At 71.7% G+C, this 12201-nt stretch carries 11 protein-coding genes; 6 read left to right on the top strand and 5 right to left on the bottom strand.

Features of this window, described 5'->3' with window-relative positions:
• The gene (locus ACFVUY_RS29295; protein ID WP_387734904.1) at window positions 1-432 is read right to left on the bottom strand and encodes an NUDIX domain-containing protein; all 432 of its coding nucleotides are present in this window, start codon (window positions 430-432) and stop codon (window positions 1-3) included.
• A gap of 176 nt (window positions 433-608) precedes the next feature.
• On the opposite strand from ACFVUY_RS29295, the gene ACFVUY_RS29290 reads away from it, so the two are divergent.
• From ACFVUY_RS29290 to ACFVUY_RS29265, 6 genes are all read left to right on the top strand, one after another.
• Window positions 609-1472 carry a TauD/TfdA family dioxygenase gene (locus tag ACFVUY_RS29290; protein WP_387734901.1) on the top strand — a complete coding sequence of 288 codons (864 nt, stop codon included), beginning with the start codon at window positions 609-611 and terminating at the stop codon, window positions 1470-1472.
• Between the two features lie 64 nt (window positions 1473-1536).
• Window positions 1537-1707 (top strand): FxLD family lanthipeptide, encoded by a 171-nt coding sequence (locus ACFVUY_RS29285; protein ID WP_387734899.1) that lies wholly within the window; start codon window positions 1537-1539, stop codon window positions 1705-1707.
• A gap of 93 nt (window positions 1708-1800) precedes the next feature.
• Window positions 1801-4905, top strand: a complete 3105-nt coding sequence (locus ACFVUY_RS29280) for a lantibiotic dehydratase (RefSeq protein WP_387734896.1) — start codon at window positions 1801-1803, stop codon at window positions 4903-4905.
• On the top strand, window positions 4902-6158 hold the full coding sequence (locus ACFVUY_RS29275; protein WP_387734894.1) for a lanthionine synthetase C family protein: 1257 nt from the start codon (window positions 4902-4904) through the stop codon (window positions 6156-6158). Before ACFVUY_RS29280 ends, ACFVUY_RS29275 begins: the two co-directional genes overlap by 4 nt.
• Window positions 6159-6173: 15 nt before the next feature.
• Complete coding sequence (gene fxlM, locus ACFVUY_RS29270) at window positions 6174-8261, top strand: methyltransferase, FxLD system (protein ID WP_387734892.1); 2088 nt, start codon at window positions 6174-6176, stop codon at window positions 8259-8261.
• Window positions 8262-8265: 4 nt separating this feature from the next.
• Entirely contained in the window at window positions 8266-9405 is a 1140-nt protein-coding gene (locus tag ACFVUY_RS29265) for a hypothetical protein (protein WP_387734889.1), read from the top strand.
• On the opposite strand, the gene ACFVUY_RS29260 is transcribed toward ACFVUY_RS29265, so the two are convergent.
• From ACFVUY_RS29260 to ACFVUY_RS29245, 4 genes are all read right to left on the bottom strand, one after another.
• Window positions 9402-9998, bottom strand: coding sequence for a DUF6262 family protein (locus ACFVUY_RS29260; RefSeq protein WP_387734887.1), 597 nt, complete (start codon window positions 9996-9998; stop codon window positions 9402-9404). The two genes, ACFVUY_RS29265 and ACFVUY_RS29260, sit on opposite strands and share 4 nt — an antisense overlap.
• Window positions 9988-10296 carry a hypothetical protein gene (locus tag ACFVUY_RS29255; RefSeq protein ID WP_387734885.1) on the bottom strand — a complete coding sequence of 103 codons (309 nt, stop codon included), beginning with the start codon at window positions 10294-10296 and terminating at the stop codon, window positions 9988-9990. The genes ACFVUY_RS29260 and ACFVUY_RS29255 overlap by 11 nt, the downstream gene beginning before the upstream one ends.
• 513 nt (window positions 10297-10809) lie before the next feature.
• Window positions 10810-11028, bottom strand: a complete 219-nt coding sequence (locus ACFVUY_RS29250) for a DUF397 domain-containing protein (RefSeq protein WP_387734883.1) — start codon at window positions 11026-11028, stop codon at window positions 10810-10812.
• The gene (locus ACFVUY_RS29245; RefSeq protein WP_387734881.1) at window positions 11025-11882 is read right to left on the bottom strand and encodes a helix-turn-helix domain-containing protein; all 858 of its coding nucleotides are present in this window, start codon (window positions 11880-11882) and stop codon (window positions 11025-11027) included. Before ACFVUY_RS29245 ends, ACFVUY_RS29250 begins: the two co-directional genes overlap by 4 nt.
• Between the last annotated feature and the right edge of the window lie 319 nt (window positions 11883-12201).

Raw genomic sequence — 12201 nt, 5'->3', positions numbered from 1 at the left:
TCAGGCCTGGTCGTGCAGTTCGTACCAGCGGGCGATGGAGTCCTTGTAGCCCTGCGGCATGACCAGGGCGGAGACCTCGTCGCGGTGGAAGAGGCCGACTTCCTTGTGTTCGTGGCTGACGACGGGGGGCTGGTGTGCGTCGGTGGCGGTGCAGCCGTAGGTGACGATGAAGACCTTGCGGCCGGGGATCGGCTCGTACATCCAGACGTCGAGCAGTGGGCCGGCGGTCGCCGTCCAGCCGCTCTCCTCGTGGATCTCGGTGACCACCCGCTGTTCGGGCGTCTCCGTTCCCTCGAGCTTCCCGCCGGGCAGCTCCCATTCCTGGCGCTCGTTCTTCAGCAGCAGCACCCGTTGCCGCGGGTCGAGTACGACGCCCTTGATGGAGATCGGGAAGGTCGTTGGCACGTAAGGCTGTTCAGTCTGTCCGGTCATGGCTTCTTCCGGGGCGCGCAGGTTGTCACGGGCCCGTCGAAGGTAGCAGTCGCACGGCCACACAGTGCCTCACTGTCCGCTGATCCAGCTTTGACAATCTGTCACTTTCCATCGGGCGGTGGGGCGTGGAGAGTGTGTCGCCTCCCACCCACTCGGTCCCATGAGGGGGATCCACCATGCCGTCTTCTGACACCCACGGCACCAACGGCGAGGAGTTCACCGCGCGCATGCTGGACGGAGCAGCACGCGAGCACGCGGGAGCAGTGCTTCGCGAGCACGGGATTCTGCGGCTCACCCGGCTCGGCGGGCGCGACGACGTGCTCCTCGCGGCCGGCCGGTTGATGTCCTCGCTGTGGCAGCACCGGGACGCCGACCCGGACGGGCTGACCGTCATCCGCGACACCGGCCGCCACGACGGACGGCCGGGCTTCGCCGGGCTGGGACGCGGAGCCCTGGCCCTGCACACCGAGTGCGCGCAGCACCCGGCCCCGCCCCGGCTGCTCCTGCTGGCGTGCGCACGGGCCGGCGACGCGGGCGGCGAGAGCCTGCTGGTGGACGGCCAGGCCGTGCTGGCCGACCTGGCTGCGCACCATCCGGCCGCCGTCGAGGCGTTCTCCGCGGAGCGGGCCGCCTACTTCGGCGGATCGGGCGGCCTCTTCGCCCCGGTCCTCCAGCAGCTGCCCCACGGCCGCTGGCGGTTGCGGATGCGGCAGGACGCCCTCGCCCGGTTCTCGCCCGACGCCGAGGCGTACCTGCCAGCCCTGCGCCAGGCCGTCGACCGGAACACTCACCGGCTGCACCTCGCCCCCGGGCAGGGCGTCGTGCTGGACAACCACCGCCTGCTGCACGGCCGCACCGCCTTCTCGGGCGAGCGGCTGATACTGCGCGCGCTGGGCGAACCGCACCTCGCGCTGGGCCTCGGCGCCGGCTTCCCCGTGCCGTGGTCCACGTCGTGCCCCGCCGGCCTGGGTGACCAACTCCCCACCACAGCGCAGTCGAACACCGACACGCGGCACGGCCGCCCCACCGTCTCCTGGTGACGCGGGGCGCATCCCGCGCCCCGGCTCCAGGTCCCGCAAGGGAAACCCTCAAGGAGGAGCCACCATGGCTCAGAAGATCACGGCCGAGTCCAAGGCCACCGCGCCCGACCCCGTCGGCGGCGAGTTCGACCTCGACGTCCGCACCGTCGAGACCACCGACGCGGCCAGCCTGGAGGTGCTCACCGACGACGGCTGCGGCAGCACCTGCGGCGCCTGCACCACCGGCTTCCACTGATCCGCCCGGCGATGCCGTCGGAAGGGTCACTCCTTCCGGCGGCACCGCCGCCCGCCATCGACCGTCATCCGCTTCCCATCACCGAGGTCAGCCATGCGTCGCTCCGCTCCGCCGGCTTCCTACCGCGCCGCAGAGGTAGCGCTCGTCCGCGCGGTCACCCGCCCCGAACTCCCTTCTCCCGCCTGGCCGGACCTCACCATCAGCGACAACAGCCTGCTGCCCGGGCAGCTCGAGTGGCTGCGCGCGCTGTGGACCGACCAGGACCTCGCCGAGGCACTCACGCTCGCCAGCCCCGCTCTCGCCGACCGGGTCGCGCAGTTGATCCGCGCCGAGGCCCCGGCGCCGCGGGAGGTCCGGCGCGCTGCCCTGTCCACCGCCCGCTACCTGCTTCGGGCGGGTGGGCGTCCGACCCCGTTCGGGCACTTCGTCGGCGTCCAGGCAACGGCCTTCGGGCCCCGCGCTGAACTGCGCTGGGGGCGCGACCACCACGCCACAGCGGCGGCCTCGACCGCATGGCTCGCCCGCCTGACCGGCCAGTTGGAACAGGTCCCCGCGCTGCTGGCGCGGCTGGATGTGGCCGCGAACGACGCCGCCCACGTACGCGGCGACCGGCTCGTCATCCCCCACCAGCCGCTCGACCGGCCCAGGGGCGGCACGAGCCCGGCGGAGGTGAGCCTTCGGCACACTCGCCCCGTCGCGTTCGCCGTGGCCTGCGCCCGCCACCCGATCCAGGTTCGGACGTTGGCCGACAAGCTCGCCACCAAGTTCCCCACCGCGGCCGGCCCGCGGATCGAGGGCACGCTGGCCGCGCTGGTCGCCCACCGAGCCCTGATCACCAGCCTCCACGCCCCGGCCACCGAACCGGACCCGCTCGGCCATCTTCTGGCCGCGCTGGAGAAGGCAGGCGCCGATCGCGTCCCGGAGGCCTCCGGGCTGCTCGCCGACCTGCGGGCCGTCGAGAACGCGATTACTGCGCACAACCAGGCGCCCAGTCGGGCAGGCCGCGCACAGATCGCGCGGGCGATGGCCGGCCCCGGCGGAGCCGAAGCGGCAGATCGGCCGGTGCCGGCCGTGGACGTGCGCCTGGACGTCGACCTCGTGCTGCCCGGGGCCGTGGCCGACGAAGCCGCCCAGGCGGCCGGGCTGCTCGCCCGGCTGAGTGCGCTGCCGTTCGGGTCGGCGGCCTGGCGCTCCTACCACCAGCGGTTCTACGAGCGGTACGGCCGGGGCGCATTGGTGCCACTGCTCGACACGGTGGCTGACAGCGGGATCGGCTGGCCCGACGGCTACCCCGGCACCCGGGCGGCCGAGCCCGCACGCTTCGGCGAGCGCGACGAGGTCCTGGCCGCCCTCGCCCAGCGAGCAGCACTCGACGGGCAGCGCGAGGTCGTCCTCGACGAGCAGCTGCTGCGAGCGCTCGACCTCGGCCCGGCCGACGGGCCGAGGCTGCCCCCGCACCTGGAGATCGGCTTCCACCTGCACGCCCGCAGCCGGCAGGCCCTGGACCGAGGCGAGTTCTGGCTGGAGGTGGTCTCCGTATCCCGGGCGGCCGGGGTGTCGACCGGCCGTTTCCTCCACCTTCTCGACCCGCGGCACCGCGCGGCCTTCACTGACGTGCTGACCGGCCTGCCGACCATGGACGAGCAGGCGGTCACCGCCCAGCTGTCCTGCCCGCCACTGGATGCGGCGACCGGGCACGTGGCCCGCAGCACGGCGACCGGGCAGCTGGTCGTCAGCCTCGCCGAGCATCGCCCCGGCACCGACGACCGGGTGCTTCGGCTGGAGGACCTGGCAGTCGGCTGCGACGGACGGCGAATGTACCTGGCCGCGCCCGCGCTCGGACTTCGAGTCGAGGCGAGCGCCACCCACGCCCTGAACCTGCGCGTCCACACGGCGCCGATGGCCCGGCTGATCACCGAGCTCTCCCGCGCCCAGTCCGCTCAGGTCACGCCCTTCTCCTGGGGCGCGCTCGCTGCCCTACCGTTCCGGCCCCGGCTGCGGCACGGCCGCATCGTCCTGTCCCCGGCCACCTGGCGGCTGTCCGCCGCCGAGCTGCCGCCGCCGCGCGCACCGTGGGCTCAGTGGGACGAGGCCCTGCTCGCCCTGCTGGAGCGGCGCCGGGCGCCGCGGTGGGTGCTGCTGGCCGCTGCCGGCCAGGGCCTGCCGCTCGATCTGAACGAGAGCTGCCACCGTGTCCTGCTGCGTTCTCACCTGGGCTCCTCCCCGTACGCCGTCCTCGTCGAGACTCCAGCTCCGGCCGACTTGGGCTGGGCCGGCGGCCGAGCCCACGAGATCGTCGTCCCGGTCACCGCCACCCGGGCCCCGGCCTGGCCACCGCTGCCCAAGCCGACCACCGCGCGGCTCCTTCGGCGCGGTCATGGGGACACCCCGGGCATCGCGCGGGTGCTGCTCGCCTCGCTGTACGGAGACCTCGAACGACAGGACACCGTCCTCACCCGGCACCTGCCTGATCTCCTCGCCCGCCTCGGGTGCCCGCGCTGGTGGTTCGTGCGCTTCCGCGACCCGCGCCAGCACCTGCGGCTGCGCATAGCGCTGCCGGAACCGGGCGCGTTCGGCCCCGCCGCTGCCGTGATCAGCACCTGGACCGCCGAACTCCATCAGGCCGGGCTGCTGTCCGAGGTCGCGTACCCCACCTCGTACACGGAGACCGGCCGCTGGGGCGAAGGCCCCGCCTGGGATGCGGCCGAACACGTCTTCCGCACCGACTCCGCCGCCGTCCTCGCCCACCTCTCCCAACCCGCCCGGCCCGGACGGCTCGCCCTGCTGGCCGCCCACACGGTCGCCATCGCCACCGGCTTCACCGGCTCCCCCTCTGCCGGGCTCCGCTGGCTCATCCGCAACGTCCCTGCCATGCCCATCGCCACCATCCCCCGGCCGGTGTTCCGCGAAGCCGTACGGCTGGCCGACCCGGCCGGCAACTTCGCAGCCCTGCGTACCGAGCCGGGCGGCGGTGCGATCGTGGACGCCTGGGCCGACCGGCACCAAGCCCTCGACGCCTACCGCGCCTTCTTCTCCGGCCCACAGACCCAAGGTGTTTCACCGGACGACGTCCTCGGCTCGCTCCTTCACTGCTCGCACGGCCGCGCGTACCGGGTCGACTTCGACGACGAGGCCCAGGTCCTCTACCTGGCGCGCGCCGCCGCCTTCGCCCGCCTCTCCCGGGACGGTGATCTGTGACCCCGCACCCCGCCGTCTGCCTGTCCGACCGGATCGCCGAGCTGCTCGCCGACCCCAACAGGGCTCCGGACCATTGGACTTCGCGACCGCAGTGGCGCCAGTCCCTGGCCACCGGCGCCCCCGGCGTCGCCCTGCTCCACGCCGAGCGCGCCGCCGCCGGACGGGGCCCGTGGGAGCCCGTCCGCGCCTGGCTGGCCGTCGCGGCCGGCGCCCCGATCACCAGCGGGCCCGGCAGCCACCTCTACTACGGCGCGCCCGCTCTCACGCACGTCCTCGGCTGCGCAGCCCGGACACGGACCGGCTCCCGCCAGCACGCCCTCGACCACCTCGAGCAGGCCGTCGCCACCCACGCGATCCGCCGATGCGAAGCAGCGCTCACCCGCATCGACCGCGGCGACCTCCCGGCCCTCGCGGAGTTCGACACCATCCGCGGCCTGGCTGGCACCGGCTCCGTCCTACTGCGCCGCGCCCCGCGCAGCGAGGCGATCCGCGCGGTGCTCACCTACCTGGTGCGCCTCACCAACGACGTCAAGCATGACGGCCGGACGCTGCCCGGCTGGTGGTGTGTCTCCGGACCGTCCGGAACGCCGGACGGCCGCTTCGCCGGCGGGCACGCCAACAACGGCCTCGCGCACGGCATCGCGGGCCCCCTCGCCCTGCTCGCCCTGGCCCTGCGCCACGGTGTGGAGGTCGACGGCCAGCGCCAGGCGATCGGCACGATCGTCGCCTGGCTGGAATGCTGGCGCGACGGCCACGCCTGGCCCTACTGGATCACCCGCGCGCACCTGGACGGCACCGCCAGTACGCCGCTGGCGCCTCAGCGGCCGAGTTGGTGCTACGGCACCGCCGGCCTCGCCCGCGCCCAGCAGCTCGCCGCCCTCGCCCTCGGCGACCAGCACCTGCGCCACCAGGCCGAAACCGCCCTCGCCATCGCCCTGCTGGACCCGCTGGCACTCGCCGCGACCACCGACCTGTCCGCCTGCCACGGCTACGCCGGGCTCGCCCACATCGCCCACCGCGCCACCGCCGACGCACTCCCGTGCAACGCCGCCCGCCTGCGCTCCGCCGCCGCCCTACTCCTCGACACCGCCCACCCGCCCCTCACCGACCCCGCCGAACAGGCGCACCGCCTCCTGGCGTCGATGGGGCCCGGGCTCCTGGAAGGCGCCGCCGGCACGGCACTCGCCCTGCTCGCACCCGCCACCGGCACCGCATCGGCGACCCCCTGGGACGCCTGCCTCCTGACCGTCTGACCAAGGACCCCCTCGATGACCACCGGCTGGATCCAGCACAACCTCACCTTCGCCGACCCCGACGTCGTCGAACAGATCACTGTCCACCACCTCGCTCCCGTCCTCGCCCATGCCCAGAACTCCGGTGCGCTGAAAGACTGGTGGTACATGCGCAAGCAGGGGCTGCGGCTGCGCTACCGCGCCGACACCCCCGACCCCATCGTCACCGCACTGCTGGACACCCTCACCGAGGAAGGACTCCTCACCGGCTGGGTGCCCGTGATCTACGAACCGGAGACCCCGGCGTTCGGCGGTCCCGAGGGCATGGAGATCGCCCACCGGCTCTTCCACGCCGACAGCCGTCACCTGACGGCCCGCGCCGCCCGCCCCAGCCCGCCCGCCCTCGGGCGCACCGAAACCTTCGTCGTCCTCGTCTCCGCCATGCTCCGCGCCGCCGGCCTCGACTGGTACGAGCAAGGCGATGTCTGGAGCAGGGTCGTCGACCTGCGGCCCGAACCGCCCGCCCTCGCGCCCGAACGGGTGGCCACCCTGACCGCCGCGATGCGCCGGCTGATGACGGTGAACACCCGTGAGCTCACCCGCCCCGGTGAACCACTCGCCGGGCAGCACGACTGGGCCGCCGCCTTCGAGAAGACCGGGCAGGACCTCGTCCGAGCGGCCCGCGACGGCCGCCTGACCCGCGGCCTGCGCGCCGTCCTCGCCCATCTGGCGATCTTCCACGCCAACCGCGCCGGCGTCCCAGTCGAGCACCAATCCGCCACCGCCGCAAGGGCGGTGGGCGCAGTCTTCCACTCCGGCGAGGGCCTCACGCCCTCGCAACCCACCATCCGCACCACTACTAGGGTCACCCACATGACTACGCTCAGCAGCGACACCGCTTCCGCCACCCCGACTGCCGAGGAGCTGCGCGACGCCCTCACCGACCGCCTGCTCGCTCAGGGCGCCATCCGCACCGCCGCGGTCGAGACCGCCTTCCGCACTGTCACCCGCGAGCACTTCCTGCCCGGCTTCCCGTTGGAGACCGCCTACGCGGACAACCCCACCTACACCAAGACCGACGGGTCCGGCACCCAGATCAGCGCCGCCTCCCAGCCCGCCATCGTCGCCCTGATGCTGGAGCAGCTCGCCGCCCGACCCGGCGAGCGCGTCTTCGAGGCCGGGGCGGGGACCGGCGTCAACGCGGCCTATCTGGCCAGCATCGTCGGCCCCGACGGGCACGTGGTCGCCGTGGACGTGGACGACGACCTCGTCGACGGCGCCCGCAAGCACCTCGCCGACGCCGGGATCACCAACGTCGACGTGGTCCTCGGCGACGGCGCCCTCGGCCACCCCGACGCCGCCCCGTTCGACCGCATCATCGCCACCGTGAGCACCAGCGAGATGCCCACCGCCTGGCTCCAGCAGGTCAAGCCCAGCGGACGGGTCGTCCTGCCGCTGCGCCTGCGCGGCACCGCCAGCCGGGTCATCGCCTTCGAGCGCGGCGAGAGCGGCTGGGTGTCGGTCGACGACCAGCTCGCCGTCTTCATGCCGCTGCGTGGCAGCTTGGACGACGCCCGCCGCACCGTCGCCCTCACCCACCAGGGCGACGTCACCCTCCAGGTCCACAAGGACCAGGCCGACGTGGTCGACGCCGACCTGCTGCTCGGCGTCCTCGACACCGAGCGCCACGACGTCTGGACCGGCGTCACCATCCCGGCTGGCACCACCTACGAGTACCAGGACCTCTACCTCGCCCTGCGCCTCCAGAACTCCCTGATGCGGATGAGCGTCACCGGCAACGCCCGCGAACGCGGCATCACCCCCATGTTCGGCTGGGGCGCCATGGCCACCGTCCACGGCGACTCCCTCGCCTATCTCACCCTGCGCCCCGGCGAGCCCGACGCCGACGGCCGCAAGACCTACGAGACCGGCGTGATCGGCCACGGCCCGGCCGGCGCCACCCTCGCCGACCTCGTCGCCGAGGAGATCCGCACCTGGAACACGGGCTTCCGCAGCCGGAAGCCGCGCTTCGAACTCCCCGACACCCCCGCCACCGCGGACCCGAACGCCGGCCGCTTCGTCCTGGACCGCCCCCACCACCCGATCACCGTCATCTGGGAGTAGCCGCATGCACCCGACCGGTCCCGTCGCCCGGCGCTTCCCGCTGGTCGCCCGCCACCGGCCCGCGTGCCTGCCCCTCGACGCCCGTATCGGCCGGCTCACCGAGCTGGCCGACACGGCCTCCCAGCAAGCAGATCCGGGCCTCGCCTCCACCGTCTTCAACCAAGCAGCCCTCCTCGCCTCCGACCTCGCCCTGCCCGACTACGCCCGCGAGCTCTGCCACCGCCACGCCGCTCTCTACCTCACCTGCGGCCCGCTCCCCGCGATGAGCACCATCCGCGGCCTCGAACCCGTCGTCAACCTCGCCCGTCTCCACATCCGCGCCGGCCACCACCAGCGCGGCCACCGACTCCTCCTCGACCTCTACCACTCCGTCACCACCGCCACCGAGACCACCCTCGACGACATCACTATCCCCGCCCACCTCACCGACACCGACGAGCAGCGCCACGAAGTCTGCCAGTGGCTGTGGCGCGTCGTCATCGCCGACGGCACCCGCGCCCTCACCACCGCCGGCCGCTGGACGGACGCCCTGCGCCACATCGAAGTACACCGCGGCATCGGCCAACGCATCCTCGACGGCCGCCAAGTCGCCGTCCTCGCCCGCGCCACCATCGGCGACCTCCCCGGCGCACTCGCCCTGCTGGCCGCCACCGAGCCCGGTGCGCCCTGGGAGGACGCCGTCACCGCCGTCCTCACCGCACTGTGCCGCCCCGGCAACCAGCACGCCGCCGAGACTGCGATCGACCACTGCCTCGCCCTCCAACCGGCCGAGGGCCTGGCAGTGTTCACCACCCGCCTCGCCCTGACCACGATCGACGCCGCCGGCCCCGACACGCCCGCCGCCCAAAACTTGATCAAGCAGCTGGCCAACCGAACGGGTGAAACGGGCGACGGCTACGAGCTACGCGACCTCCTCGGACACCGGGACGTTTTCAACCGTCTCGAACCCGGCGGAACCGCCGAGCTCGAACACGCTCTCGCCGCCTGCGCACTGGGCTCCGCTTTCCTGCCCGAGCACGTCCGCGGCCAACTAGAGGATGCCCTCGCTGCCGCCCGTGAGGTACTCGACGGCTCCCCATTCGACCCCGGCTCGCTTGGAGACGACCCACTCGGACAGCACACCCCGCAAGCATCACACAGCTAAAGCCGCGTCCGTACTCGCTCCCAGAGGGGCGCCGTCGCCTTGCTGCACATGCCGCTGGATGGCCGTGTTTTGACTACCGCTGTGGGGGACACAGGGACCCGAAACCCTGTGGACGGCGGGAACTTAAACAGGCCGGAGGTCCAGGACGGCACCATCCACTTCCACCTTTCCGGCGCCCCGCCGCCTGCCGAAGGCTCACCGGAGGTGGCTCCCTGGACTGCGGCAGCTGCCGCGTCGGCCGTGCGGCGTTCGCCCAACGTCAGGGCCAGAGCCTGCCTGAGGTCGCGGTTCTCGGCCTCCAGCTGCCGGTTGCGCTCGGTGGCGGCCTCCGGACGCCGTAGCAGGGATGCTTCGGAGGCCCGCTGCCGATCGGCGACCGGGCGGGCAGCAGGGACGGGACGGTGCCGGGCTCGCAGATCCGGCTGGTTGTAGAGCCAGGACCGGGAGACGCCCGCTTCGCGGGCGACGGCCTCGAAAGTGATCGCCGAGCCGGTGGCGTCCATCCGCCGCAGGGCCGAGGTCGCGCGTCGGCGGGTCGCCGCGGATCGCCGTCGGGCTGCGGCGACGATCAGGCGAGAGTTGTCAGCCAACATGGGCGGCGTCCTCCGGGTTGTCCTGGCCGTCCTGCAACTCGCTGATCACGTGGTCGAGGTTGTCGGCGACCTGCTGGTTCATCTCGGCGACGCGAGTGTGGCCGCATCGGGCGGCCTTGTCGATCAGCGTCAAGGTCCGGGCGCGCTGTTCACGGAGCTCGGGAAGAAACTCGGGTCCGGTGAGGAAGACCGGGCAGGTCAGACAGGCGTTCGCGTGCGGGCAGGTCTTCTGGACGGGCAGTCCGCAGTAGCCATCGGGCAGAGTCTGAATGGCGATGCCATAGCGGGTCTTGGCCACTGGACTTGGCCGAGGGGTCCATCGCTCTCCAGTGCGACGCGCTCGCCCTTGATGTTGACCTTCATCGCCTCCTCCCATCGGCGCCGCACTGTCTGATCAGTGATCCGCGCATAGTGGGCTGTCATCTGGGACGACTCGTAGTCGAGGAGGATTCGTGCGACTTCCTTGTGGGACGTCCCTGTTGATCAGTCGGCAGGCAAAAGTGTGCCTTGTGCCCGCGAAGGCCGTGTGCGGAGGAGCGCGTGTTGCGATTCAGCTGGCGGAACGCGACGAGGGCGGTGGCACTGCGACGCCAATGTTCGGAAGTGAACATGTGTCAAGGGCTACCGGCTCTGTACGGACGGCCGGTGGTTCGCCGCCCGTTAACCGGCGCGCCGCCGCTTGGGCTGACTCGACACCGTGCCAGGGCGGTGCCGGCTCGCGAAACTCCCCTTGAGTGGCGACCACCGCCAAGTCTGACCACGTGCCCCGGCACACCAACGTAGGACCGGGGCACGCTTCGGGATCGTTCGGTCAGTCGAGCGAGACCAGTCGGTCGGCGCCGACAGCCGCCACGAATCTCGTGAAGGCATCGGCCGGAAACCGCAGCGCCGGCCCTTCGGGGTTCTTGCTGTCGCGAACGACGACCTCGCCGGGGGCACCGGCACACTCCACGCAGTTGGTGTTGTTGCCGCTGAAGCTGGACTTTCGGAAGGTCAGGCCGGTGGCAGCGGCGTTGGGGAAATGGTTCACGAAGTAAGCCTGTCTCTCTGCTTGGTGATGAGTTCAAGCGACTTCTCCACGGTCATGGCTTCGACCGTGATCCGCGTGAACATCGCGTGATACAGCTCCACGTCGGCCGGCTTCTCAACCCAGAGCGCATCAACGAGAGTCTCGACGTGGACGAGGTCGAGGGCCCGGTCCTGCGGAAACCCGAGGTAGGTGAACGGCCCGCACATGCCCGGGTGTGTGGCGGCGTCCGTCGGCATCACCTGAATGTGGACGTTGAGCAGACGCGATCGTTCCAGTAGACGGTCGAGCTGGGGAACCATCACCGCCGGGCCGCCAACGCCGCTGCAGATGGCTGCCTCGTGGATCACCGCCCAGAACTTCACTGGATTGTTCTTGCGCGTCAGGATGGCTTGCCGGTTCATCCGGCTGTCGACTCTCGCATCCACGTTCACCTCCGGTTGCGCTTGGAGACCGCTGATGATCTCCCTGGCGTAGTCGTGGGTCTGGAGGAGCCCAGGGATGAGGTTGTTCTCATAGGTCTGGATCGTCGACGCGTCCGCTTCCAGCGAGAACAGGTCGGCGGCCAGCGGGGTGACTTCATCAGTGAAGGACTGCCACCAACCACGTCTGCTGCCGTTCTTCGCCATCCCGACCAGCGCGCTGGTCAGTGCCTCTTCAGCATCGTAGAACGCCAGCAGCTCGACAAGGTGGTCCACCTTGACGGCCACCTGCGCGTTCTCCGCACGGCTGATCTTGGTCGCGCTCCAGTGGGGCACAGCCTCTGCCACCTGCTCGGCGGTCAGCCCCTTCAGGTCGCGCAACTGTCGCAGCTGGTACCCCAGTTGCCTACGTCGAACCGTCGGATCGATCGCCACCCGCACCTCTCCTCGCCATTTCGGGGCCAGTCTGCCCGGCCGCGATGCGTGCGCGCTACCGGCAGTCCGAGTCTAGAGTCACCCCTCTGCACTCAAACTCGCAGATCTGCGAGTTTCACACATTGACTTGCGCTGCGTGGCGCAGATCCGCAATACTGACCGTAGTGAGTCGTAAGCATATGGTTACTAGCTTCTGCGGCCAGGCATAACCGTCACCCAGGCACGCTGGCCTGACTGACCATCAAGCACCCCCCGAGGTGCCCCGCAACGGCAGGCCACGCTCAAGTCCCGCCCCAGGAAGGTCCCGCGACCTCCACGG

This window comes from Kitasatospora sp. NPDC058063 (genome assembly GCF_042885395.1).
GTDB classification, from domain to species: Bacteria; Actinomycetota; Actinomycetes; order Streptomycetales; family Streptomycetaceae; genus Kitasatospora; species Kitasatospora lactacystinica.
The sequence above is the reverse complement of the archived record's forward strand: the minus strand, read 5'-3'. Positions and strand labels throughout refer to the sequence as shown.